Source organism: Agreia sp. Leaf244 (genome assembly GCF_001422695.1).
Classification (GTDB): Bacteria; Actinomycetota; Actinomycetes; order Actinomycetales; family Microbacteriaceae; genus Agreia.
On record NZ_LMLX01000001.1, the window covers coordinates 97,243 to 122,503 of the forward strand.

Genomic DNA, 25,261 nt, shown 5'->3' on the forward strand with positions numbered 1-25,261 from the left:
CCGCGGAGCTTCAGCGGCTAGAGCGTCGTCATTCCGCCGTCGACGCGGAAGAGCGCGCCCGTGGCGAAGCTGGACTCGTCGCTGGCGAGGTAGATCATGATGCCCTCGACGTCGGATGCCGTGCCGGCACGACCGAGGGGGATGCGGGAGACGATCGCGGCGCGGGCCTCCTCGTCACCCGAGATGGCCGTCACGAGCGGCGTCTCCGTGTAGCCGGGAACGACCGTGTTCACGCGTATTCCGTCTGCGGCATACGCAGCGGCGACCGTGCGGGCGAGACCGTGGATTCCCGCCTTCGAGGAGCTGTAGGCGGTGAAGTCCTGGCCCTCGCCGTTCAAGCCGGTCGGGCTGCCGGTGAGGATGATCGAGCCTCCTCGCGCGAGCATCGCGCGCACGGCGTGCTTCACCGTGAGGAAGGTGCCGGTGAGGTTGATGTCGATCGTGCGCTTCCACACCTCGAGGTCGAGGTCGGCGATCTTCGCGTCGTGGCCGAAGAGCTGCACGCCCGCGTTCGCCACGACGACGTCGGGGGCCGAACCCGAGGCATCCAGACCGGCGAACGCGGCGGCGACGCTCGCCTCGTCTGAGATGTCGAGCTCGACGGCGATGGCCGTGGGCCAGGCCGACGCGGCCGACTGCGCCGCGGCGAGGTCGCGGTCGGAGAACACGACCCGCGCGCCCTCTCGGGCGAAGCTCTCGGCCACGCTGCGGCCGATCCCTGATCCGGCACCCGTGACGAGTGCGGTCTTTCCCTCAAGCCGTGCGGTCATCGTTGCCATCTCCTGTGAAAGCATGTGCGGTCGAACGGCCCAACCCTACACCGAATTGGTCAACCGGTGTGCCGCGGGGTAGATGCCCGGCGAGGCTCAGGAGGTCGGGGTGGCCCTGTCGGCTGCGACCGTCACGGGAGCCGTGACCGTGACTGTCTCGAGCGAACGGTTGGCGTTGAATACCCAGAAGCGATACAGCACGAAGCGGAAAGCAGCGCCGAGCACGAGCCCGATCACGTTGCCCGACAGGTTGTCGGCGAACACGCTGCGGAACCCGAGCACGTAGTGCGAGAACCAGAGGCACCCGAGGCCGATCATCATGCCCACGACGCTGACTGCGAAGAACTCGACGCTCTCGCGCAGGATGCGTGTCTGCCGCTTCGACCGGAAAGTCCAGTAACGATTGCCGAGCCAGTTCACGACGATCGCAAGCAACGTGGAGACGAGCATGGCCAGGATCGGACCGCTGTGCACCTCTGTGGGCGAGAAGACGGTGGAGCGGAGGAGGTTGAACACCGAGACCTGAACGACGAAGCCGACACCGCCGACCATGCCGAACTGAACGAGCTCGCGCACGATGCGACGGTAGCGGGATGGCACGAGGCCGAGCGGGTCGATCGATGCCATGGATGTTCCAAACGCGAAGTGAAGGTGGGGCGGATCAACGGCGCTGTCGAACTCTTCGAGGCTAGCAATTACCCCACCGGCGTTACTGTGAGGGAGCTAAGGCTTGCCTTGACGTTCACACAGAATCAACCTCCGAGCCATCTAATCTCCCCGTCGCTCCGAAACACTCGACAGACCACCAGCGAACACCCAGCGATCCGGGCGGTGGCGCCATCTAGAGTGACGACTGCTCCAGTCGAGATCGGCTGCCGTATCGTTCTCGTGAGAGAGGCACCCCATGTCATCCACCCTCGTCGTCATTCCGACGTACAACGAGTTGCACGCACTGTCCGACGCGGTCGAGCGCACCCTGCGCGCCGTGCCGACCACACGCATCCTCGTCGTCGACGACAACAGCCCCGACGGCACCGGTCGTCTCGCCGATGAGATCGCCGCCCGCGACGACCGGGTGAGCGTGATGCACCGCACGGAGAAGAACGGGCTGGGAGCCGCGTACATCGCCGGATTCCGGTGGGCGGAGGATCACGATGTCGACTTCATCATCGAGATGGATGCCGACGGCTCGCACCAGCCCGAGGAGCTGCCGCTCATGATCGCGCAGCTCGAGGCCGGCGCCGACCTCTCCATCGGCGCCCGGTGGATCGCCGGCGGCAAGACCCGCAACTGGCCCCTGTACCGCCGCCTCATCTCCCGCGGAGGAACGGCGTACGCGCGCATCCTGCTGCGCTCGAAACTGCACGACATCACCTCGGGCTTCCGCGGCTTCCGCATCGACACGCTCCGGCAGATCGACCTCGGAAGCGTCGCCAGCCAGGGCTACTGCTTCCAGATCGAGATGGCCTGGCTCGTCGAGAAGACCGGGGGCGACGTACGCGAGTTCCCCATCACCTTCGTCGAACGGGTCGAGGGCAGCTCGAAGATGAGCTCCGCGATCGTGATCGAGGCACTGCTCAAGGTCACCACCTGGGGACTCACCGATCGCTTCGGCTCGTCACGCGGCGACATGGAATATTCGCGGCGCCCCGGCGTTGGGGGTATAAGTAGTAAGTGACCTTCCTGCGAAGGCAGGTCGCATAACAAGCACTACGTGCTCCGGGGTCGGTGGAATTCCGAACCGGCGGTGACAGTCCGCGAGCCGCAGTCGACGCGCTCTCCTCCTGGGGGCGAACACTCTGCGGTTGACCTGGTGGAACTCCAGGACCGACGGTAACGAGGCGAGCTGGTGGCCTCCAAAGTCCGGATGAGAGGATGCACGCGCCACCCGAACGATCGCGCACGCGCGACTTTCTCGGGCGGCGAACTCGTCGATCATGCGACGGGCCCCGGAATGCGTCGACCAGACGGAGACCGGATGACCAGGCAGCGACACGAAGCCGACGCGATGCGCCGTGCGATCGAGCTGTCGCGGCGCGGCCCGGCCAACGGTGCGAATCCCCGGGTCGGCTGCGTGATTCTGGATGCGTCGGGCCTGGTGATCGCCGAAGGCTGGCATCGCGGGCAGGGCACGGCGCACGCCGAAGTCGCCGCGCTCGACGCCCTCGCCGACCGCTCGCTCGCCCACGGCGCGACAGCGGTGGTGACGCTCGAACCGTGCAACCACACCGGCACCACGGGCCCGTGCAGCGAGGCGCTCATCGCGGCCGGCATCGGCCGGGTCGTCTACGCCGTCGCAGATCCGGGCGTCTCATCGGCCGGGGGCGGCCAGCGCCTCCGCTACGCCGGCATCGACGTCGAAGAGGGACTCCTCGGCGCCGAGGCCACCGAGAACATCCTGCCCTGGCTCACCGCGATGCGACGCGGCACGCCCTTCGTGACCGTCAAATGGGCATCCAGTCTCGACGGCCGCGCGGCCGCGGCCGACGGCACCAGCCAGTGGATCACGGGGCCCGCCGCCCGAGCCGATGTGCATCGGCGGCGCGCCGAGGCGGGCGTCATCGCGGTCGGCACCGGCACCGTGCTTGCCGACGACCCCGGCCTGACGGCGCGTGACCCCGAAGGCCGTGAGCTGCCCGAGCAGCCGATCCCCGTGGTCGTCGGACGCCGTGCGGTACCGCGCGAATCGCGCGTCCTCGCGCATCCGGCCGGCGTCATCGAGTACCCGCATCGCGACCTGCCGGGGCTTCTCGCCTCGCTCGCCGAGCGCCACGTGCGCCACGTGTTCGTCGAGGGCGGCCCGACCCTCGCGAGCGCCTTTCTCGCCGCGGGTCTCGCAGACGAGGTGCTCGTCTACGTCGCGCCCACGCTGCTGGGCGGACCCGCGACCGCGGTGATCGACATCGGGGTGCACACCATCTCCGAGCAGCGCCGCATGAGATTCACCCACGTCGAGCGACTCGGCGACGACGTGCTGCTCGTCGCCCGCCCCGAGAACTCCCCCGAGGCGGACGCCGTGCGCACAGACTCCGCCCGCATAGACTCCGCCACACCGAAAGAAGACGACTGACATGTTCACCGGAATCATCGAAGAACGCGGAACGATCACGGCGGTCGTCGCCTCGAGCGACGCGCTGCGCCTGACCGTTCGCGGCCCCCTGTCCGTCTCCGACGCCCGCCACGGGGACTCCATCTCGGTCAGCGGCGTCTGCCTGACCGTCGTCGATCGCGTCGACGACACCTTCACCGCCGACGTGATGGCGCAGACGCTGGCCATGTCGACCATCGGCTCGCTCGTGGAGGGTTCCGAGGTGAACCTCGAGCGCGCGGCACTGGTGGGAGACAGGCTCGGCGGCCACATCGTGCAGGGGCACATCGACGGCACGGCGACCGTTCTCTCGGTCTCCCCCGGCGACGCATGGAGCGTGCTCCGGTTCCGGCTCTCGCCCGAGAACGCTCGTCTCGTCGTCGACAAGGGATCGATCGCGGTCTCCGGCGTCTCGCTCACCGTCTCGGCCATCGGACGCGACGTCGAGGGCGACTGGTTCGAGGTGTCGCTCATTCCCGAGACCCTGTCGGCCACGACCCTGGGAACGCTCTCGCCCGGCGACCGGGTCAACATCGAGACCGACATCCTCGCCCGGCACGTGGAACGCCTCCTGTCGTTCGGAGCCCGCTCATGACCGCCACGCCGTCTTCACCGACTTCTCTCTCGCCGATGACCGAGGTCCTCGACGCCCTCCGCCAAGGCCGACCCGTGATCGTGGCCGACGCGGAGAACCGCGAGAACGAGGGCGACGCGATCCTGGCCGCCGAGCATGCGTCTCCCGAGTGGATCGCCTGGATGGTGCGGCACACCTCGGGATTCCTGTGCGCGCCGATGACGGCTGAGACGAGCGACAGACTGGGCCTTCCGCGCATGGTCGAGCGCAACGAGGACTCTCTGCGCACCGACTACACGGTCACGGTCGACGCGTCGTCGGGCATCACGACGGGGATCAGCGCCACCGACAGGGCGGAAACGTTCCGTCGCCTCGCCGACCCGACGTCGACCCCGCAGAGCTTCATCCGGCCGGGCCACGTGGTGCCGGTGCGCGCCGTCTCTGGCGGAGTGCGCGTGCGACCGGGCCACACCGAGGCGACCGTCGACCTGCTGACGCTGGCCGGCCTCACGCCGGTGGGCGTGATCGGCGAGATCGTCGCCGACGACGGCGAGATGATGCGCCTGCCCGGCCTGCTCGAGCTCGGGGCAGAAGCCGGGCTGCCCGTCACCACGATCGCGGCCCTCATCGACTACCTCGACGGCGTGGATGCGGCGGCCCGGCTCGCCGGAACACCGCCCGAGGCCATCGTCACGGCTCCCGAGGTCGCGAGCGAGCCCCTGCGCGTGACCTTCGAGGTCGAGACCACGGTTCCGACCGTGCACGGAGACTTCAGGATCAGGGCCTACCACGACACCGTCACCGGCTACGAGCACCTGGCCCTCGTCTCGGGCGATCCCGCATCCCCCACAGCCGTGGTGCGCGTGCACTCGGAGTGCCTCACCGGCGAGGCGTTCGGGTCGCTCAAGTGCGAATGCGGTCCCCAGCTGCAGGAGGCCCTCGACCAGGTGCACGCCACGGGCGGCGTGGTCATCTACCTCCGCGGCCACGAGGGACGGGGCATCGGTCTGCTGAACAAGCTCCGCGCCTATCGACTGCAGGAGGACGGCCTCGACACCCTCGACGCCAACCTCGCTCTCGGGCTTCCCGCGGACGCCCGCGACTACGGGGCCGCGGTCGCCATCCTGGCCGATCTCGGCATCCGATCGGTTCGGCTGCTCACGAACAACCCCGACAAGGTGAGCCAGCTCGAGCAGCACGGCGTGACCGTCGCCGAACGGGTGCCTCTCATCGTCGGCGTCGACGCGGCGAACGCCGGGTACCTCACCGCAAAGGCGTCCCGCATGGGCCATGTCATCCCCGAGTGGGTCACTCGCGACCAGCTCTCCCCCACAACCCCCGACGAAAGGCCCTCATCATGAGCGGTGCAGGATCCCCCACTCTCAACACCGACGGCGACGGCCTGAAGATCACGATCGTCGCCGGCCTCTGGCACGAGACCATCACGAACGGCCTCCTCGCCGGCGCGCACCGGGTTCTCGACGCGTCAGGCGCCGAGGTCAGCGAGGTGCGGGTACCGGGCAGCTTCGAACTGCCCGTGGTCGCGAAGGCCGCGCTCGAGGCAGGTGCAGACGCCGTCGTGGCGCTCGGCGTGATCATCCGCGGCGGCACGCCGCACTTCGAGTACGTGTCGGATGCCGCGACCTCCGGCCTCACGCACGTGAGCATCCAGACGGGCAAGCCGATCGGCTTCGGCGTTCTCACGCTCGACGACGAGAAGCAGGGACTCGACCGTGCAGGGCTGCCCGACTCGAAGGAGGACAAGGGGGCCGAGGCTGCCGAGGCCGCCCTCGCGACCGCGCAGGCGATACGCAAGATCATGCTGGAACGCCGCTGAGCTGTCAGTCGGGCTGCGCGCCGACCCACTCGACGGCGCGACCCGCCGCGTCACTCGCGGCCTGCATGGCGGCGCGCGCATCCAGGCCGGCCGCGAGGCCCGCGGCAAGCGTGCCGCAGTAGCTGTCGCCCGCACCCGTGGTGTCGACCACGCGGTCGACCCGGGCTGCGGCGACCTCGATGGAGCCCCAGCGCGAGCCGGCCGAGCCGAGCGTGACCAGCAGCGACTCCGGTGACACCCCGGAGCGCTCGAGCTGCTGCGCCTCGTGCTCGTTCACGACCACCGGGTCGGCCAGCGCGAGGACCTCGACGGGGATCTCCGCGAACGGAGCGAGATTGAGCACCACCCTGGCGCCACGCGAGTGCGCCATGCGCGCCGCCTCGGCGATCACCTCGAGGTCGGACTCCAGGGGCGCGAGAAGCACGTCGCCCGGTTCGACGGACTCGAGGGGGTGGAGGTCTTCCGTCGTGAGACGGGCGTTGGCGCCCGGCGACACGATGATGGTGTTCTCGGCCTGCGCGTCGAGGGCGATCATCGCATGCCCGGTGGTCGAGCCCTCTGTCACCGCGACCCCGCTGGCATCGATCCCGCGAGCGCGGAGCCGAGCGATGTAGTCGTGCCCACCCGCGTCGTCGCCGACACGGCCGATGAAGAGGACCTGTGCGCCCGCCGCCGCGGCTGCAACGGCCTGGTTCGCGCCCTTTCCTCCGAAGAAGGTGGCCACGTCGCCGCCCATGAGCGTCTCGCCGGGTCGGGGGTGTCTCTCCACCTCGACGACCGAGTCGATGTTGAGGGAACCGACGACGAAGACGCGGGGCATGACTGTCCATCCTGAACGGCCACCGTCGGACGCGTTCGGCACAATTGTAGGGGAACTGTGTTCGTATGCCGCTGCGGGAATGCCCCCCCGTGGGGGGCGTGCCGCGCCCGATTCACGCGTATGGTTGTCGGGGCGCAGAACCGGCGCCGACACTTTTCGCATCGATCACGCTCGTGGGGCCGACGAACAACGTTGCCACTCCGGCGTCATGCCGATGCGCTCTCGTCATCGCGTCTCGACGCACTCACCGAAAGCCCGCTCATGTCATCCGCAGCCCCGGCCGCAACAGCGCCCGCGCCCAAGACCAATCCGCGCTCGCGCGTCATCCTCGCCAGCCTCATCGGCACGTCGATCGAGTTCTATGACTTCTACGTCTATGCCACCGCGGCCGTGCTCGTCTTCCCGAAGCTCTTCTTTCCGAACGCCGACGACACCACCGCGCTGCTGAGCTCGTTCGCCGCCTTCGGCGCCGCGTTCGTCGCACGACCCATCGGCTCGATCATCTTCGGCCACTTCGGCGACAGGATCGGCCGCAAGGGCACGCTCGTGGCCTCGCTGCTCACCATGGGTATCGCGACGGTGCTGATCGGATGCCTGCCCACCGCGAGCGCGGACGGCTGGATCGTGCTCGCCCCGACGTTCCTCGTCATCCTCCGCTTCTGCCAGGGCCTCGGCCTCGGCGGCGAGTGGAGCGGCGCGGCGCTGCTCGCGACCGAGAACGCCCCGAAGGGCAAGCGCGCCATCTACGGTACGTTCCCCCAGCTGGGTGCCCCCATCGGGTTCATCGTCGCCAACGGCGTATTCCTCTGGCTGTCGCTCGGACTCAGTGCCGAGGACTTCGCCGCCTGGGGCTGGCGCATCCCGTTCCTCGGCAGCGCCCTGCTCGTCGCCGTCGGACTCTACGTGCGCTTCAAGCTCATCGAGACGCCCGCGTTCCAGAAAGTCGTCGAGAAGGGCGAGGTCGCCAAGCTCCCCCTCGCGCGCGTCTTCAAGACGAGCTGGTGGCCGCTCATCCTCGGCACGTTCATCATGCTGGCCACCTACGTGCTGTTCTACCTGATGACCACCTTCACCCTCACCTTCGGAACGACCCCCGCGACCGTCGAGGCCGGGCAGGCCGCCGCCGAGAAGGCGGGCAAGCCGTTCTCGGCCGACACGTTCGTCGCGGGCCTCGGCTACCCCCGCAACGACTTCCTCGTGATGCTGATCATCGGTGTCGTGTTCTTCGGCATCTTCACCCTGGTCGCCGGCCCCCTTGCCGAGAAGTTCGGTCGCCGCAAGACGCTCATCTGGGTCACGATCGGCATCATCGTGTTCGGTCTGCTCTTCGTTCCGCTCTTCGGCGGCGGCTTCGTGGGTGTGATGGCCCTGCTCATCATCGGCTTCACGCTGATGGGGCTCACCTTCGGCCCGATGGGATCGATCCTGCCGGAGCTGTTCCCGACCAACGTGCGCTACACCGGCTCGGCCATCAGCTACAACGTCGCCAGCATCCTCGGTGCCGCCGTCGCCCCGTTCATCGCCGTCTACCTGTGGACCCTCGCCGACGGCAGCACGTGGCTGGTCGGCCTGTACCTCAGCGCCGCGGCCGTGATCACGCTGGTTGCCCTCATCGCGAGCAAGGAGACGAAGGACGTCGACTACGAGTCGAACGTCTCCTGACCCGCGTCACCGCACGCATCCACGAGCCTGCGAACCGCCGCCAGTGCCCTGCACTGTGCGGCAGTTCGCAGGCTCGAGGCATATGGTGAGGACATGTCGATTCACGCGGGCACGCCGTGGCGCAACGCCGGTTCCTGGCGAGGCGACGAGCCCCGACGGGCGATCCGCGCCTGGCTTCTCGCATCCGGTCTCGGCGGCCTGATGCTCGCGGCCCTTCTGCTCGCTCCCCCGGTCTCGCCCCCGGCGTCGTCGATCGACACCCCCGCGGTCGACACCCCCGCGGTCGTCGTCACCACGCGGTGACCCGCATCGCGCGCACGCGGTGCACAATTGTGAGAGGCACGCGCACTCGGCTCGACCGACCGTGCGGCGCATCGCACTCCCCTCTTCCCGCAGTAGAAAGATCCGCATGAGCACCAGCACGCAGCCACGACGCCGACTGGGCCGATCGCCGAAGGCCGAAGACGGCCCCCGCGCGAAGTTCAGCCAGCTGCTGCCCTATCTCTCCGAGCACCGACCGATCCTCGGTGTCGTCATCGTGCTCAGCATTCTGGGCGCGGCCGCCAGCCTGGCCCAGCCCCTGCTGGTGAGCCAGGTCATCACCGTGGTTCAGGCCGGCGACCCACTGGGAACGCTCGTCGCCGCGCTGGTGGTCCTCGTGGTCGTCTCCGGTCTCATCAGTGGGTTCCAGCACTACCTGCTGCAGCGCACGGGCACGGCGGTCGTGCTGTCGGCCCGCCGCCAGCTGGTGCGCCGTATGCTGCGCCTGCCGATCCGCGAATTCGATGTGCGCCGAACCGGCGACCTCGTGAGCCGCGTCGGCAGCGACACCACGCTGCTCTACGCCGTCATCACCCAGGGTCTCGTCGATGCCATCGGCGGCTCGCTCGTCTTCTTCGGCGCCCTGATCGCCATGCTCATCATCGATCCCGTGCTGCTCGGCCTCACCGTCGCGGTCATCGCCGTCTCCGTCGTCACCGTCGTTCTCATCTCGGGCCGCGTGCGCACCGCCAGCCGCAAGCAGCAGGAGAAGGTCGGCGACCTCGCGGCATCGGTCGAGCGTTCACTCGGCGCCATCCGCACGGTGCGTGCGTCAAACGCGACCGACCGCGAGATCGCGGCCATCGAAACGGATGCGCGGGGCGCGTTCGACATGGGAGTGCGGGTCGCGAAGATCTCGGCCCTCGTCGTGCCCATCGCCGGTATCGCCCTGCAGGTGTCGCTGCTGGTCGTGCTCGGCGTGGGCGGTTTCCGCGTCGCGGACGGCTCGATCACCATCGCCAGCCTGATCTCGTTCATCCTCTTCCTGTTCATGATGATCATGCCGCTCGGCCAGGCGTTCGGCGCGCTCAACTCCGTGAACCAGGCGCTCGGCGCCCTCGGCCGCATCCAGGAGATCATCGATCTGCCGGTGGAGACGCAGTTCGACGCCGACATCGCTCGCACCTCGGCTCCGCCCATCGCATCCGACGGAGTCGCTCTCGAGTTCGACGACGTGCACTTCGCGTATGCCGGCGCGCCCGTCGACGATGCCGACGTGCCCGCGGGCGGGCCCATGGCATCCGGTGTTCTGCACGGCGTGAGCTTCGCGGCCCGCCAGGGTCAGCGCACGGCGCTCGTCGGCCCGTCTGGAGCCGGCAAGAGCACCATGCTGGCGCTCATCGAGCGCTTCTACGATCCGACCTCGGGCACCGTGCGCCTCGGCGGAATCGACCTCAAGGCGATCGACCGCGAGACGCTGCGGTCGCAGATCGGCTACGTCGAGCAGGACGCACCCGTGCTCGCCGGAACACTCCGACAGAACCTGCTGCTCGCGTCTCCCGACGCCACCGATGCGCAGTGCATCGAGGTGCTGCACGCCGTGAACCTCGGCGAGGTGCTCGACCGCAACGACAACGGGCTCGACGCCGCCGTCGGCGAGGACGGCGTAATGCTCTCGGGTGGGGAACGCCAGCGGCTGGCCATCGCCCGGGCCCTGCTCGCGGCCCCGCCCATCCTGCTGCTCGACGAATCGACGTCGAGCCTCGACGGCCTCAACGAGCAGATGCTGCGCGAGGCTATCGACGCTGTCGCGGAGAACCGCACGCTCATCGTGATCGCGCACCGACTGTCGACGGTCGTCGACTCCGACCAGATCGTGGTGCTCGAGCACGGTCGGGTCGTCGGAGTGGGAACGCACTCCGAGCTCGTCGTGTCGACGCCGCTGTACAAGGACCTGGCGAAGCACCAGCTGCTGGTGTGACGGGGAACGGGAATCTACGCGTTCGGGATGAGCGTGTACTTCGTCGACAGGTACTCGTGGATTCCCTCGAGCCCGCCCTCGCGGCCGAGGCCCGACTGCTTGACCCCGCCGAAGGGCGCCGCCGCGTTCGACACGACGCCCACGTTGAGGCCCATCATGCCGGTCTCGAGGCGCTCGATCATGCGCTGGCCGCGGGCCAGGTCGGCGGTGAAGACGTAGCTCACGAGACCGTACTGGGTGTCGTTGGCGAGCCGCACGCCCTCGTCCTCGTCGTCGAAGGTCACGATCGACACGACGGGGCCGAAGATCTCCTCGCGCAGGATGTCGCTGCCGGCTGCGACCCCGGAGACGACGGTGGGCTCGTAGAAGCTGCCGGGGCCGTCGACGCGCTTGCCGCCGGTGACCAGCTCGGCGCCCCGTGAGACGGCGTCCTGCACCAGGGAGTCGGCCTTGTCGACGGCCTTGTCGTTGATGAGCGGGCCGATGTCGACTCCCTGCTCGGTGCCGCGCCCGATCGAGAGGGCCTTCACGCGGTCGGCGATGCGCCGGGCGAACTCGTCAGCGACCGCGGAGTGCACGATGAAGCGGTTGGCAGCCGTGCACGCCTGGCCGATGTTGCGGAACTTCGCGAGCATCGCCCCGTCGACGGCCTTGTCGAGGTCGGCGTCGTCGAAGACCACGAACGGGGCGTTGCCTCCGAGCTCCATCGAGGTGCGCAGCACGTTGGCGGCCGACTGGGCGATGAGCTTCTGACCGACCCCCGTTGACCCCGTGAAGCTGAGCTTGCGCAGCCGAGGATCGCTGATGATCGGTTCCGAGACCTCGCCCGACGTCGACGTGGTGATCACGTTGAGCACGCCGGAGGGCAGGCCCGCGTCTTCGAGCAGCTTCGCGAAGAAGAGCGTCGTGAGGGGCGTGAGCTCGGCCGGCTTGACCACCACCGTGCAACCTGCCGCGAGGGCCGGCGCGATCTTGCGTGTCGCCATGGCGAGCGGGAAGTTCCAGGGGGTGATCAGGAAGCAGGGGCCCACGGGTCGCTGCGACACGACCATCGTTCCCGTGCCCTCGGGGTTCTGCCCGTAACGACCCGAGATGCGCACCGCCTCTTCGCTGAACCAGCGCAGGAACTCTCCCCCGTAGGCGACCTCTCCGGCGGCCTCGGCCAGCGGCTTGCCCATCTCGAGGGTCATCAGCAGGGCGAACTCCGCCTTGCGCTCCTGCAGCATGTCGAATGCCCGGCGCAGGATCTCACCGCGCACCCGCGGAGCCGTGGCCGCCCACTCGGCCTGGGCCGCGACAGCGGCATCCAGGGCCCGGATGCCGTCGGCCGGGCCGGCATCGGCGATCGTGCGGATCGTCTCGCCCGTCGCCGGGTCGTCGACGTCGATGGTGCGACCGCCCTCGGCGTCGACCCAGCGCCCACCGATGTAGAGCTGGTTCGGCACCGAGGCGAGAAGCGAGGATTCGGACGTCGTTGTCATGATTCTCCGTACTGCTGAGCTCTAGCGAGATGGTGTGTCGACGCCCTGCGGCGCCTTCGCCAGCTTACTCGGCCACCAGATGACCCGGCCCAGGTCGTAGGCCAGCGCAGGCACCAGCAGCGACCTCACGAGCAGTGTGTCGAGCAGCACGCCGAAGGCCACGATGAAGGCGATCTGGGCCAGGAAGAGCACGGGAATGACCCCGAGCGCCGAGAACGTCGCGGCCAGCACGATTCCCGCCGAGGTGATGACCCCTCCGGTCACCGTGAGCCCCCGCAGGATGCCGGCGCGAGTTCCGTGCGCGATCGACTCCTCCCGCACGCGGGTCATCAAGAAGATGTTGTAGTCGATGCCCAGCGCCACGAGGAAGACGAATCCGAAAAGGGGCACCGAGGGGTCGGCGCCGGGGAACTGGAAGAGATATTTGAAGACGAGCGCGGAGACACCGAGTGCAGCCGCGAACGAGACGACCACGCTGAGCACCAGCAGCACCGGAGCCAGGATCGACCTCAGCAGCAGCATCAGGATGAGCAGGATGACCACGAGCACGATGGGGATGATCGTGTTGCGGTCGTGCACGCTGGCCGTGTCCGAGTCGATGGCGGTGGCCGTGACTCCTCCGACGAGTGCGCCGGACGTCGTGTCGGCCAGCGCCGACCGCAGCTCGCGCACCGTGTCCTTCGCGGCATCGGAATCGGCCGCGTCGGAGAGAGTCGCCTGCAGCAGCACGTCGCCGTCGACGACCGTCGGCGCCACGGCGATGAGCGTCTGCGCGCCACCCGGGGCCGACAGCGACCCCTCGGCGTCGACGACGGCAGACCCCGAGGGCGAGTTCGCGCTGGTGACCGTGAGCGAGGTCACCCCGTCGGTCGAGAGAACGGTGGATGCGACGTCGGCCAGGTCGGCCTCGGGCGCGACGATCAGCGCCGGGCTTCCCGAACCGCCAGGGAAGTGCTCACCGAGGGCCTCCTGACCATCGCGCGCCTCGGACTGGCCGAGGATGAGATCGCTCTGGGGAACGCCGCTGGCCTGGAGCTGCAGCACTCCAGTTCCAGCCGCGAGCAGCACGACCGTGGTGACGATCCAGATAGTTCTGGGCCGCCAAGCAATGAAGGCCTCGAGCCTCGCCCAGAAGCCCTTGGGCGCGCCATGGGCGGCCTTGTGCGGGCCGAAACCGTGGCGGGTGTGCTCTGCCCCTGCGCGCGGCGCCGCCCCATCCGGTGCCGTGTACTTCGGACGCAGCGGCCAGAACGACGCACGGCCGCAGGCCAGCAGCAGGGCCGGAAGCAGCGTGAGCGACGCGAGCACGCTGAAGGCGACACCCACGGCCGAGACGGGGCCGAGCGCCTTGTTCGAGTTGAGGTCGGAGAAGAGCAGGCAGAGGAGACCCGCGATGACCGTTCCGCCCGACGCGAGAATAGGCTCGAGCGACACGCGCAGGGCCGCCCACGTCGCATCCCACCGCTTCTCGTGGGTGCGCAGCGCCTCCTTGTAGCGCGAGACGTAGAGCAGCGAATAGTCGGTGGCGGCGCCGATCACAAGGATGAACAGGATGCCCTGCACCTGGCCGTTCAGCGTGAAGATGTCCGCTTTCGCGAGCCACCAGACCGTGAGCAGGCTCGTCGTCAGCGCGAAGAGCGAGGTGCCCAGCACCAGGAACGGCAGCAGAGGCGACCTGTAGACGATGAAGAGGATGATGAAGACGGCGCCGAGGGCGGTCAGCAGCAGGATGCCGTCGATCCCCGCGAACGCGTCGCCGATGTCGGCGGTGAAGCCCGCCGGCCCGGTGACGAAGGCGGTCACGCCCTCGATCGAGCCCTCGCGCAGCAGATAGGAGCGCATCGAGTCGACGGTGTCGCCCACCTCGCCCGAGGCATCGATGGGCACGAAGACCTCGACGGCCTGCCCGTCTTCCGACGGAATCGCCGGCGAGATGTCGTCGGCGACCCCTGACACGGTCGCGATCCCGTCGATCTGGTTCTGGATGCCCGTGCGCTGCTCGTCGGTGAGCTCGGCCCCGTCGTCGGTGCGGAACACGATGATCGCGGGGATGGCGTCGGAGTCGGTGAACTGCTTCTGCAGCGCGCTCACCTTGGTCGCGTCGGCGCTGGCGGGCAGGAAAGAGGTCTGGTCATTGCTCGAGACCTCGTCGATACGGCCGAAGTACGGGCCACCGATCGACGCGGCGGTCAGCCACACGAGAATCAGAACGGCGGGGAGGAGGATCCTCAGCCACCGGGGCACGCGCACGGCTAGCCTTCGACTTGCGCGGCGAGCACGAGGTCGGCGCCGGCGCGGGCCATCTCCGCCAGAGCCTCGCGGCTCGACTCGGGCGCGACGCCGGCCACCAGGTCGGTGATGATACGCACGTCGCGTCCATGCTCCAGCGCGTCGAGCGCGGAGGCGCGCACGCAGTAGTCCGTCGCGAGACCGGCGATGTCGATCTGGGTGATGCCGTGGGCGTCGAGCAGTTCGACGACCGATCCGCCCTCCTCCGCTGTCCCCTCGAAGATCGAGTAGGCCGGCTTGCCCTGGCCCTTGCGGATGTGGAAGTCGATCGACTTGGTCGTGAGGTCGTCGTGGTACTCGGCGCCGAACGTTCCGGCGACGCAGTGCACGGGCCAGCTGTCGACGAAGTCAGGTGCCTCGGCCGTGGCGAAATGTCCGCCGTTGTCGTTGTCGGCGTCGTGCCAGTCGCGCGAGGCGAAGACCATGTCGTAGGCGCCGCGATGCGCGGCAAGCAGGTCCGAGACCCCGGCTGCTACGGCCTCGCCGCCTTCGACGCCCAGGGCGCCGCCCTCGGTGAAGTCGTTCTGCACGTCGATGATGAACAGCGCGCGGCCCATGCCGTCTCACTCTCTCTCACTGGCTACCGGTCTCAGCCGATCGAATTAGTCAGCCGGCTTACCAATTGAGTCTAGAGCACACGCGGGTCACTGATTCGACAGGTTATTCCCGCAACGATAGGCCGCGGCCGTCACCGTGTCGAGAGCCTGCTTCGAGCTGTCCGACACGTTGTCGAGCGCGAAGAAGGCGAAGGTCAGGATCGACCCGTCTGCCGCGGTGATGATGCCCGACAGGGTGTAGCCGGTGTCTATCCACCCGGTCTTCGCGATCACGCGACCAGCGGCATTCGAATTCGACCCGGTGAAGCGACCGGCCAGGGTGCCGCTCTCGCCCGCCACGGGCAGTCCATCGGCGATGATGCCGAGGTTGCCCTCCCTGGCGGCGATCTTCGCGAACAGCGCGGTCAGGAAGTTGGGCGATACCCCGTTGTCGTCGGAGAGGCCCGAGCCGTCGACGATGACGAGCCCGGCGGTGTCGAGGCCGTAGCTCGCGAGCGCCGCGGGCGTGGACGCGGCGAGCGAGGAGAAGGAGTTGCCCGAGCCCTGCGCGACGGCTGTGAGGCGGGCCAGCATCTCGGCCTCGGTGTTGTCGGATCGCAGGAGCGCGTCCTGCACCATCGTCGACACCGGCGCCGACTGCACCTGGCCGAGCGTCGCCGTGCCCGCCGGCGCCACGCCCTGGCTGATCGATGCGCCCGTCGCGCCGAGGGCACTCGCGAACGCCGCGCCCGCGCGCCCGATCGGGTCTTCACTGCGGGCCGACTGGCTGCTCGACGGGTCGTCCCGGTCGCCATCGACCTGCAGCGCGGTCACCTCGCTCGACCAGCCGTCGAAGAGTTCTTTCCGGTTCCAGGAGGGCTGCCACGCGTCGCCCGAGAACGCGGAGGAATCGAGCACGATCGAGGTGACCGGCGCACCGCCCAGCGAGGCGTTCACCTGCGCCGCGAGGTCGAGCATGCTGGCCGAGCCGGGGTAGATGTTCGACGAGCCGCTGGCGAGGGTGATGTCTCCGCCGCCGACCAGCACGACCTGGCCGGGATCCGTTCCGGCGACGACGGTGGTGCTCGCCCGATAGTCGGGGCCGAGCACGGCCAGGGCCGCCGCACTGGTGAGCACCTTCATGACGCTGGCCGTGCGGGAGTATGTTCCTCCGGCGTGGTCGTAGAGGATCTCGCCGGTGGTCGCGTTGCGCACGCTGCCCGAGAACGTGCCGAGGCGCGAATCGGATGCCGCCTCCGCGATCGAGCAGGTGCGCACCGGTTGGGCGGCTGGCACGGCGGCGGGCACAGGGCGCGCCGTCGGCGTCGGGGTGGGCGTCGGCGTCGATGTCGCGGTGGCGGAACTGGACGTGCTGGCGCTGGGAAGTGGCGCGACGCGGGCCGCGACATCGGCTTCGGGCGCGCCAACGGCCGCCCCGGCCAGGAGCCCGCCGCCGCCGAGCACGATCAGTGCGGCTGCTGCGGCGGTGATCGCGAAAACCCTCGGATGCCGACGGGCGCGACCCACGAGACCGCTCAGCGGGGTGACGCGCGGCGTCGTTGCAGGAGTCTCGGACATCGTTCCATGCTAACCCGGGCCGGAGGAGCCCGGTCGGGCGGTGCTGGTCGGGCGGTGCTGGTCGGGCGGTGCTACTCGCCCGGGTAGACGACGCCGACCTGGCGCCGCGCCTCGTCGAGAACGGCCATGACCGCGACGCTCTCGTCGAGCGGAAGCAGCTCGCTCTCGCCGCGCCCCTCCGCGACCACGCGCTCGAGCTCCCACGCCTGGAACTGCATGCCGCGCGAGACGACGGTCTCGTCGTAGCGCTCGACGACCTCGCTGCCCTTGCCCGCGTAGACGGTGAAGCTCGTCTGCTCGTACCAGACCGAGTCGATCTCGATACGTCCCTCGGTTCCGACGATGGTGGCCGTGTTGGCTCCCTGCGTGTCGAGCGCGGTGTGCAGCACGGAGGTCGCACCGCCGTCGTGCTCGAGGATCAGCGCCACCTGTCGGTCGACTCCTGTGGCCGTCTTGTCGCCCTTCGCGGTGACCGCAACCGGAGCGCCGAACAGGTCGACCGCGAACGAGACCGGGTAGACGCCCAGGTCGAGCAGGGCGCCGCCGCCCAGGGCGGGGTTGTTGATGCGGTGCTCCGGGTCGGACGGCAGCAACTGGTCGTGGTCGGCGATGAGCGTTCGCACCTCGCCCAGCGTGCCGGCGGCGATGATGTCGCGGATGCGCACCATCGACGGCAGGAACCTGGTCCACATGGCCTCGATCACGACCACTCCGGCGCGACGCGCGGCCTCTGCGACCTCGGCCGCTTCGGCCGCGTTGAGGGTGAACGGCTTCTCGACCAGCACGTGCTTGCCTGCCGCGATCGCGAGGAGCGCGTTGGCCGCGTGCATTGGATGCGGCGTCGCGACGTAGACGGCGTCGACCTCGGGGTCTGCTACCAGGGCCTCATAGCTCGCGTGACGCGAGGCGATGTCGAAGCGCGAGCCGAACGCATCCGCCGATTGCTGGCTGCGCGACCCCACAGCAGTGACCTCGATGCCCGTGGCTCGCAGATCGGTGACGAACATCTCGGCGATCCAGCCGGTGCCGAGGATTCCCCAGCGGAATTCAGTGGACACGATTCTCCTTCGAAGTCGGGCACTTAACGCGAGAAGACCCGGAGGTTCCGGGCCTTCTCAGGATGGGGCCGCCTATCAGAATCGAACTGATGACCTATTCATTACGAGTGAATCGCTCTACCGACTGAGCTAAGGCGGCCTGGCCATCGCTTTTCACAGCGAATGGCACAGCAACAAATCCTAGCCGATGTTCGCGGTGTTTGCCGACACGGATCAGAGCACCCGTCGCAGCAGGGAGAACGACTCGGTGAGCTTCTCCGAGAGAGACTCGTCGTCGGCCCCCTCTGCCCACGAGGTGACAGCGTGTCGGAGGGCGGCGATGGCGACCAGGGCCGTGAGCCGGGCCTGCGCGAGGCGCGAGCCGATCGCATCCTGGCCCTCGCCTTCGGCATCGAGTCGTCGCTCGACGGCCTCGGCCAGCACGGTCTCGAAGCTGTGCATGCCGGCGACCTTGATGATGAACAGCTCGGGATAGCTGCGCAGAACCTGACGGCGCAGCTGGTGCAGCTCGCGGTCTCCCGTTGCGATGAGCGCCATATGCTGCATGAGGTCGAGCAGGCTGTCGACGAGGTCTGCCCCGGCGGAGCCGTCGACGAACGAATCGATCAGGCCCGGCGGCAGCTCGAGCGGGTTGTCTCCGACCATCGCCGCCTCTTTCGAGGGAAAGTAGTTGAAGAAGGTGCGAGGCGAGATGTTCGCGACGCGGCTGATCTCCTCGACCGTCACCTGGTCGAGGCCGCGCTCCACCGCCAGTTCGAGAACGGTGAACTGGATCGTGCGACTCGTGGCCCGCCTCTTGCGTTCACGAAGCCCCACGCCCTCGGCCTGGGCTGTCTCGGTCATCGTCAGCTCGTGCACCGCGGATCGGACGCCGGCACGGTGCCACTGATGAAGTACGCGTCGACGACCCCCTTCACGCAGCTCGACGAGCCGTAGGCCGTGTGCCCCTCACCGACGAACGTGACCAGCTGGCCGCTCGACAGCTGACCTGCGAGGCCCTCTGCCCAGGCATAGGGTGTGGCCGGGTCGCCTGTGGTGCCCACGACGATGATCGGCGCGGCGCCCTGCGCCGTCACGGCGTGAGGGGTGCGGGTGGACTTGTCGGGCCAGACGTCGCACGAGATGTCGCCGTAGCTCCACCATGGCCCGATGGTGGGAGCGGCCGCGACGAGGTCGGCGTTCTGCTTCTGCACGACGGCCGGGTCGTTCGTGTACTGGTAGTCGAGGCAGTTGATCGCCGTGAAGGCCTCGGTCGAGTTGTCGGAGTACGTGCCGTCGGGGTTGCGTCCGTTGTAGCCGTCGGCGAACTGCATGGCGTAATCGGCGTTGCCCGCCATGACGTCGGAGAACATGTCGCTCAGGTAGTCCCATGCGGTGGCGTCGTAGAGCGGGTAGATGATGGCGGTGAGCAGGCTCGACGATCCGAGCTGCCGCCCGTCGCCGGCACGAATCGGGCTGGCGTCGACCTGCGCTAGGAGATCGCCGATCTTCGCCATACCGTCGTCGACGGACCCGTCGAACGGGCAGGAGGACTTCGTGAGGCAGTCGGCCATGTAGGCCTTCATCGCGTTCTCGAAACCGACGGCCTGCCCCACGCTCACATCGAAGTTGCTCGACGTCGGGTCGAGGGCTCCGTCGAGCACGAGCCTGCCGACCTTCTGCGGGTAGAGATCGGCGTAGGTCGAGCCGAGGAACGTTCCGTAGGAGTAGCCGAGGTAGTTGAGTTTGCTGTCGCCGAGGGTGGCGCGGAGCAGGTCGAGGTCGCGGGCCGCACTGACGGTGTCAACGTGCCCGAGCAGCTCGGGGCTGTTCTTCTCGCACGAGGCGGCGAACTGCGTGGACGAGGCGGTGTAGGCGTCGAGCCACTGCTGAGAGCCCCGCTCGCCGGGCAGCACGTCGTAGAGATAGGAGTCCATCTCGGAGTCGGTGAGGCAGCTGATGGCCGAGGAGCGCCCGACACCGCGAGGATCGAATCCGACCACGTCGTATTGCGCCTGCAGGGTGTCGCTCACCGCGAAACCGAGGCTGTCTTTCACGAAGTCGTAGCCGGAGCCGCCCGGGCCGCCGGGGTTGACGAGAAGGGAGCCGAGTCGCTCCCCCGGACCGCTGGCCGGATGCTTGACGAGCGCCAGTTTGATCTCGGAGGTCGACGGGCTCTGCCAGTCGAGCGGGGCGGTGGCCTCTGCACACTGGAACCCGCCTCCGCAGTCTGTCCAGCTGAGCACCTGGTCGTAGAACGGCCGGAGCTCGGCTTCGACGTCTTCGGCGGCGGGAGTCGACTCGGCGACCGGCCTGTCGCTGCCACCCGACGACGAGCGATCGACGAACCAGGTCGAGCACCCCGAGACGAGAACGGTCACCGCGAGCGCGGCCACGGCGAGAGAGACGGACCGTCGCCTGCGGCGCGGAGTGTGGGCTGTCACGGGGTTGTCCTTCGTTGGCGGGTCGTGGTGATGAGTGCGGCCTCGAGTGCGAGCGCGGGGGCGACGTTGGCGGAGATGCGCCGGCGCGCCACGGCGAACGCGTCGAGCACCGCGAGGGTGTCGGCGGGATCGCTGGCGGCCGCGACCTCGTCGAGACGCGACTGGATGGCGGAGTTGATGGTCGGAAGCTCGGACTGCAGCTGAACGAGCAGGATGTCGCGGTAGAGCGACATCAGGTCGACGAGGATGCGGTCGAGCCCGTCGCGCAGGCTGCGGGTCGCCCGCCGCTTCTGGTCGTCTTCGAGGGTCTTGATCTGCGAGCGCAGGGCGGGCGGAACGGCCTGGCCCGCCTCGACCCCCATCGACCTCAGGGTGCTCTCGCGTTCTTCGGCGTCTCGCTCGAGCGTGATCGCCTTGGCGTCGTCGCCGGCGATCTCCATGAGCCGGGCCGCGGCCACCACGGCCTGCGGCACGTTCTGGATGCCGAGTGCCAGACTCAGGGTCTCGTCGCGCCGGGCGCGCGCCTCGTCGTTCGTGGCCAGCCGGTGCGCCATGCCGATGTGGCTCTGCGCCTCGCGCGCGGCGCGCTCTGCGGTGTGCGCATCGACCCCGTCGCGCCTCTGGATGAGGGCGGCGACCTCGTCGACCCGCGGCACGCGAAGGCGCACCGAGCGCACCCGCGACCGGATGGTGGGGATGAGGTCGGCCTCGCTGGGCGCGCAGAGGATCCACACGGTTCGCTCGGGTGGCTCCTCGAGAGCCTTCAGGAGCACGTTGCTCGTGCGTTCGACCATGCGGTCTGCGTCTTCGATGACCATGACCCTGTAGCGACCGACCGATGGAGAGAACTGGGAGCTCGAGACGAGCTTGCGCACCTCGTCGATCGAGATGATGACGCGCTCGGTCGTGAGCACGGCCAGGTCGGGATGCGTGCGCGCATCGACCTGGCGGGTGGTGGCCGGGTCTCCGTCGGCGCCGTGCCGGCTGAGCAGCGCGGCAGCGAAGGCGTAGGCGAGGTTCGAGCGACCTGACCCAGGAGGGCCGGTGATGAGCCAGGAGTGGGTCATGGCGTCACCCGAGTTCGCGGGATCTGCGGCGGCCCGGAAGATGGCGATCGCATCGTCCTGGCCTGTCAAGTCGTCCCACACGGTCATACCGACAACCTACCCGCCGCCGGCGACACAGCCCTCAGGATGCGTCCGTTCCCGCAGGATGCCGGGACAGCAGCGGCTCGACGACACCTCGGATGCGGGCGGCGAGAGTCTCGGCAGGCAGCGACGCGTCGAGCACGAGGAATCGATCGGGCTCCTTGGCCGCGAGATCGAGGAACGCCGCCCGCACCCTGGCGTGGAACTCGCTCTTCTCGTTCTCGAGTCGGTCGAATCGGGTGCGCGCCCCGTCGAGTCGGCGGCGCGCCTCGGTCTCGTCGAGGTCGAGCAGAATCGTGAGGTCGGGAAGCAGCCCCTCGGCCGCCCAGAGCGACAGGCGCCTGATCTCGGCTGAGTCGAGCACGCGACCTGCACCCTGGTAGGCGACCGACGAGTCGAGGTACCTGTCCTGGATGACGACGTCGCCGCGGTCGAGCGCCGGTCGCACCTTGGTGCTGATGTGGTGCGCTCGATCGGCCGCGTAGAGGAGCGCTTCGGCTCGGGGACTGATGTCTCCGCGGCTGTGCAGCACGATCTCGCGCACCTCGGTGCCGAAATCGGTGCCGCCCGGTTCGCGGGTTCGCACCACGGTGCGGTGCTCACCCACGAGCCACGCCTCGAGAAGCGCCGCCTGAGTCGATTTTCCCGAGCCGTCGCCGCCCTCGAGAGTGATGAAGAGTCCGGGCGAGGTCACGTCGTCGGCGCGGCCTTCTTCGCGGGGGCCTTCTTCACAGGAGTCTTGCGCACGGCAGGCTTGGCGGCCGTCGTCGATTCCGCGGTCTGGCCGGCGACCATCGGCGCGGCGGCCTTCTTCACCGGAGCCTTCTTGGCCACGGTCTTCTTCACCGGAGCCTTCTTGGCGGGTGCCTTCTTCGCGGCCGTCTTGCGCGGGGCTGCCGGCCCCTTGGCGCGCTTGTCCGCCAGCAGCTGCACCGCCCGTTCGAAGTCGACCTCCTCGACGGTCTCGCCCTTCGGGATGGTCGCGTTCGTGACGCCATCGGTCACGTAGGCACCGAAGCGGCCGTCCTTGATTCGGATCGGCTTGCCGCTCTCGGGGTCGGCCTCGAATTCCTTGAGGGCCGACGAGGCACGGCGTGCCCCGTACTTCGGCTGGGCGAACAGCTCGAGGGCGCCCGGCAGGTCGATCTCGAAGATCATGTCTTCACTGGTGATGGAGCGGGTGTCCGCACCCTTCTTCAGGTAGGGGCCGAACTTGCCGTTCTGGGCGGTGATCGGTTCGCCCGACTCCGGGTCGTCGCCGACGACGCGCGGCAGGTCGAGCAGGCGCAGTGCCGTCTCGATGTCGATCGTGGCCAGGTCCATCGACTTGAACAGCGAGGCGGTGCGCGGCTTGGGCGCTGTGCTCTTCTTGGCCGCGGGCTTGCGGGCGGGGGCCTTCTTCGCCGTTCCGTCGGCGGTCGCCACCGGAGCCGGCTCGGCGGCTGCGGCGACCTCGACGGGTGTCTCCGGCTCGGGGTCGACCTCGGTCACGTAGGGACCGAATCGTCCGTCTTTCGCCACGACGTTCTTGCCGGTCTCGGGGTTGACGCCGATGACACGGTCGACGACCACGGGGGCATCGATGAGTTCGCGGGCCTTGGCCTCGGTCAGTTCGTCGGGGGCGAGCTCCGCGGGGATGTTGACGCGGCGGGGCACCGCGTCTTCTGCGGCGCCCTCTTCGCGCACTTCGAGGTAGGGGCCGTACTTGCCGATGCGGAGGGTGATGTCGGGCGCGATGACGACCGAGTTGACCGTGCGCGCATCGATGTCGCCGAGGTTGTCGATGACGTTGCGCAGGCCGCGGTGGCCCTCGTTGCCGAAGTAGAAGCCGTTGAGCCAGTCGACCCTGTCTTCCTCTCCGCCGGCGATGCGGTCGAGGTCGTTCTCGAGCGTCGCCGTGAAGTCGTAGTTCACGAGGTCGCCGAAGTAGTCCTCGAGCAGGCGCACGACGGAGAACGCGATCCAGCTCGGCACGAGCGCCTGGCCTCGCGGCGTGACGTAGCCCCGGTCGATGATGGTCGAGATGATCGACGCATAGGTGGAGGGGCGTCCGATGCCCAGCTCGTCGAGCGTCTTCACCAGGCTCGCCTCGGTGTAGCGCGGGGGCGGCGAGGTCTCGTGGCCCGCGGCGTCGACCGACACGGCGCGCAGCAGCTGGCCCTCTTTGAGCGGCGGCAGCTTGGCCTCGGCGGGCTCGGCCGGACCATTGCGATCTTCGTCTTGGCCCTCTTCGTAGGCGTGCAGGAAGCCACGGAAGGTGATGACCGTTCCGCTGGCCGTGAATTCCGCGAGCGCGGGCTCGGTCATGCCCTCGACGGCGGTCGGCCCCGCGGCGATGGTGACGGATGCCGTCACACCTTTCGCGTCGGCCATCTGCGACGCGACGGTGCGCTTCCAGATGAGGTCGTAGAGCTTGAAGTCGTTGCCGCGCAGCGTCGACGACAACTGCGTGGGCGTGCGGAACGTCTCGCCGGCGGGCCGGATCGCCTCGTGGGCTTCCTGCGCGTTCTTGCCCTTGCCCGCGTAGAGGCGCGGCTTGTCGGGAACGGTCTCTGCGCCGTACAGCGACTTGGCCTGCGAGCGTGCGGCGTTCAGCGCCTGCTGCGACAACGACGGAGAGTCGGTTCGCATATAGGTGATGTACCCGTTCTCGTAGAGCGACTGGGCGACGCTCATGGTCTGCCGGGCCGAGAAGCGGAGCTTGCGCGACGCCTCCTGCTGCAACGTGGAGGTGGTGAAGGGCGCGGCGGGTCGACGCGTGTAGGGCTTCGAATCGACCGACGCGACGGTGATGTTCACTCCGGGGGCGGCCAGGGCCGCCGCAAGCGCCTTGGCGCCGGCCTCATCGAGGGCGACGGCCTTCGACTTGAGCTTGCCGTTCTCGTCGAAGTCTCGACCAGAGGCGATGCGTTCCCCGTTGACGCGGGCGAGCCGCGACTCGAAGCCCTCCGAGGTCGACAGCTGTTCGAGTTCGGGCGAGAGCTGGGCGGTGAGGTCCCAGTATCCGGCGGCCGTGAACGCCAGGCGCTCCCGCTCGCGCTCGACGACGAGCCGTGTCGCCGCCGACTGCACGCGGCCGGCGGAGAGGCCCGGACCGATCTTGCGCCAGAGGACCGGCGAGACCTCGTAGCCGTAGAGACGGTCGAGGATGCGGCGGGTCTCCTGCGCGTCGACGAGGGCGCCGTCGATCTGGCGGGTGTTGTCGCGCGCCTTCTCGATCGCCTCGCGGGTGATCTCGTGGAACACCATGCGGTGCACGGGAACCTTGGGCTTCAGCACCTCGAGGAGGTGCCACGCGATGGCCTCGCCCTCGCGGTCTTCATCAGTTGCGAGGTAGAGCTCGCTGGCGCCGGCCAGGGCTTTCTTCAGCTCGGCGACGGTCTTCTTCTTGGCGTCGCTGACCACGTAGTAGGGCGCGAAGCCCTTCTCGACGTCGACGGAGAACTTGCCGAGCGAGCCGGTCTTCAGCTCGGCGGGCAGGTTCTTGGGCTCGATGAGGTCGCGGATGTGACCGACGGACGCCTGCACCTCGAAGCCGTCGCCGAGATACTGGGCGATGGACTTGACCTTGGTCGGGGACTCGACGATCACGAGCTTTTTCGGGCCTGGCACGGTGCTCCTCAGCAGGAAATAGAGATTCGAACCACTCGCGACAATCTCGGGTAAGCGTCTTCGGCGGGATTCGTCGGGCACTGCAGGCCCGTCTGCCACACCATACACACCTCTTTACCCTGATTGCCTAATTGTGCGGTTGC

Annotated in this window: 21 protein-coding genes, 1 tRNA gene and 1 riboswitch; of the genes, 8 read left to right on the forward strand and 14 right to left on the reverse strand. The window is 68.6% G+C overall.

The window, feature by feature from the left end; all coding sequences use genetic code 11:
- Positions 1–17: 17 nt before the first annotated feature.
- Entirely contained in the window at positions 18–770 is a 753-nt protein-coding gene (locus ASF06_RS00445; protein WP_235500850.1) for an SDR family NAD(P)-dependent oxidoreductase, read from the reverse strand.
- Positions 771–866: 96 nt separating this feature from the next.
- On the reverse strand, positions 867–1,397 hold the full coding sequence (locus ASF06_RS00450) for a GtrA family protein (protein WP_055941989.1): 531 nt from the start codon (positions 1,395–1,397) through the stop codon (positions 867–869).
- A 277-nt stretch (positions 1,398–1,674) separates the two neighbouring features.
- On the opposite strand from ASF06_RS00450, the gene ASF06_RS00455 reads away from it, so the two are divergent.
- The 5 genes from ASF06_RS00455 (at position 1,675) to ribH (ending at position 6,269) form a co-directional block, all read left to right on the forward strand.
- A complete protein-coding gene (locus tag ASF06_RS00455) occupies positions 1,675–2,448 on the forward strand; it encodes a polyprenol monophosphomannose synthase (RefSeq protein ID WP_055941992.1) in 774 nt (257 codons plus the stop codon).
- Positions 2,449–2,481: 33 nt separating this feature from the next.
- Positions 2,482–2,654: riboswitch (FMN riboswitch) on the forward strand.
- Between the two features lie 94 nt (positions 2,655–2,748).
- A complete protein-coding gene (gene ribD, locus ASF06_RS00460; RefSeq protein ID WP_055941995.1) occupies positions 2,749–3,840 on the forward strand; it encodes a bifunctional diaminohydroxyphosphoribosylaminopyrimidine deaminase/5-amino-6-(5-phosphoribosylamino)uracil reductase RibD in 1,092 nt (363 codons plus the stop codon).
- A gap of 1 nt (position 3,841) precedes the next feature.
- The gene (locus ASF06_RS00465) at positions 3,842–4,453 is read left to right on the forward strand and encodes a riboflavin synthase (protein ID WP_055942000.1); all 612 of its coding nucleotides are present in this window, start codon (positions 3,842–3,844) and stop codon (positions 4,451–4,453) included.
- Between the two features lie 35 nt (positions 4,454–4,488).
- Complete coding sequence (ribA, locus tag ASF06_RS00470) at positions 4,489–5,793, forward strand: GTP cyclohydrolase II (protein ID WP_200920278.1); 1,305 nt, start codon at positions 4,489–4,491, stop codon at positions 5,791–5,793.
- A complete protein-coding gene (gene ribH / locus ASF06_RS00475) occupies positions 5,790–6,269 on the forward strand; it encodes a 6,7-dimethyl-8-ribityllumazine synthase (RefSeq protein ID WP_055923703.1) in 480 nt (159 codons plus the stop codon). Before ribA ends, ribH begins: the two co-directional genes overlap by 4 nt.
- Positions 6,270–6,273: 4 nt before the next feature.
- Here ribH and ASF06_RS00480 read toward each other — a convergent pair whose 3' ends face one another.
- Positions 6,274–7,089, reverse strand: coding sequence for a ribokinase (locus ASF06_RS00480; protein WP_055942005.1), 816 nt, complete (start codon positions 7,087–7,089; stop codon positions 6,274–6,276).
- Positions 7,090–7,350: 261 nt separating this feature from the next.
- Between ASF06_RS00480 and ASF06_RS00485 the strand changes: the two genes are divergently transcribed.
- The 3 genes from ASF06_RS00485 to ASF06_RS00495 all read left to right on the forward strand — a co-directional run bounded on the left by ASF06_RS00485 (position 7,351) and on the right by ASF06_RS00495 (position 10,993).
- Positions 7,351–8,751: an MFS transporter gene (locus ASF06_RS00485; protein ID WP_055942007.1), complete on the forward strand. Its 1,401-nt coding sequence runs from the start codon at positions 7,351–7,353 to the stop codon at positions 8,749–8,751.
- 93 nt (positions 8,752–8,844) lie between these two features.
- Entirely contained in the window at positions 8,845–9,054 is a 210-nt protein-coding gene (locus ASF06_RS00490; protein WP_055923712.1) for a hypothetical protein, read from the forward strand.
- A 106-nt stretch (positions 9,055–9,160) separates the two neighbouring features.
- On the forward strand, positions 9,161–10,993 hold the full coding sequence (locus tag ASF06_RS00495; RefSeq protein WP_055942009.1) for an ABC transporter ATP-binding protein: 1,833 nt from the start codon (positions 9,161–9,163) through the stop codon (positions 10,991–10,993).
- A gap of 14 nt (positions 10,994–11,007) precedes the next feature.
- Here the strand turns inward: ASF06_RS00495 and ASF06_RS00500 are convergent, their stop codons facing one another.
- From ASF06_RS00500 to topA, 11 genes are all read right to left on the reverse strand, one after another.
- Entirely contained in the window at positions 11,008–12,474 is a 1,467-nt protein-coding gene (locus ASF06_RS00500; protein ID WP_055942012.1) for an NAD-dependent succinate-semialdehyde dehydrogenase, read from the reverse strand.
- A gap of 21 nt (positions 12,475–12,495) precedes the next feature.
- Positions 12,496–14,718 (reverse strand): MMPL family transporter, encoded by a 2,223-nt coding sequence (locus tag ASF06_RS00505; protein ID WP_200920279.1) that lies wholly within the window; start codon positions 14,716–14,718, stop codon positions 12,496–12,498.
- A gap of 8 nt (positions 14,719–14,726) precedes the next feature.
- On the reverse strand, positions 14,727–15,320 hold the full coding sequence (locus tag ASF06_RS00510) for an isochorismatase family protein (RefSeq protein ID WP_055942018.1): 594 nt from the start codon (positions 15,318–15,320) through the stop codon (positions 14,727–14,729).
- An 87-nt stretch (positions 15,321–15,407) separates the two neighbouring features.
- On the reverse strand, positions 15,408–16,877 hold the full coding sequence (gene dacB, locus ASF06_RS00515) for a D-alanyl-D-alanine carboxypeptidase/D-alanyl-D-alanine endopeptidase (RefSeq protein ID WP_055942021.1): 1,470 nt from the start codon (positions 16,875–16,877) through the stop codon (positions 15,408–15,410).
- Positions 16,878–16,948: 71 nt separating this feature from the next.
- Positions 16,949–17,935, reverse strand: coding sequence for a Gfo/Idh/MocA family protein (locus tag ASF06_RS00520; RefSeq protein ID WP_055942024.1), 987 nt, complete (start codon positions 17,933–17,935; stop codon positions 16,949–16,951).
- 63 nt (positions 17,936–17,998) lie between these two features.
- Positions 17,999–18,074 (reverse strand) — tRNA-Thr (locus tag ASF06_RS00525).
- A 74-nt stretch (positions 18,075–18,148) separates the two neighbouring features.
- A complete protein-coding gene (locus tag ASF06_RS00530) occupies positions 18,149–18,778 on the reverse strand; it encodes a TetR family transcriptional regulator (RefSeq protein ID WP_055942027.1) in 630 nt (209 codons plus the stop codon).
- Positions 18,779–18,780: 2 nt separating this feature from the next.
- On the reverse strand, positions 18,781–20,358 hold the full coding sequence (locus ASF06_RS00535; protein WP_055942029.1) for an alpha/beta hydrolase: 1,578 nt from the start codon (positions 20,356–20,358) through the stop codon (positions 18,781–18,783).
- Positions 20,355–21,512, reverse strand: a complete 1,158-nt coding sequence (locus ASF06_RS00540) for a DNA polymerase III subunit delta' (RefSeq protein ID WP_055923742.1) — start codon at positions 21,510–21,512, stop codon at positions 20,355–20,357. Before ASF06_RS00540 ends, ASF06_RS00535 begins: the two co-directional genes overlap by 4 nt.
- A 34-nt stretch (positions 21,513–21,546) precedes the next feature.
- Positions 21,547–22,200, reverse strand: coding sequence for a dTMP kinase (gene tmk / locus ASF06_RS00545; RefSeq protein ID WP_055942032.1), 654 nt, complete (start codon positions 22,198–22,200; stop codon positions 21,547–21,549).
- On the reverse strand, positions 22,197–25,118 hold the full coding sequence (gene topA, locus ASF06_RS00550; RefSeq protein ID WP_055942034.1) for a type I DNA topoisomerase: 2,922 nt from the start codon (positions 25,116–25,118) through the stop codon (positions 22,197–22,199). Before topA ends, tmk begins: the two co-directional genes overlap by 4 nt.
- Between the last annotated feature and the right edge of the window lie 143 nt (positions 25,119–25,261).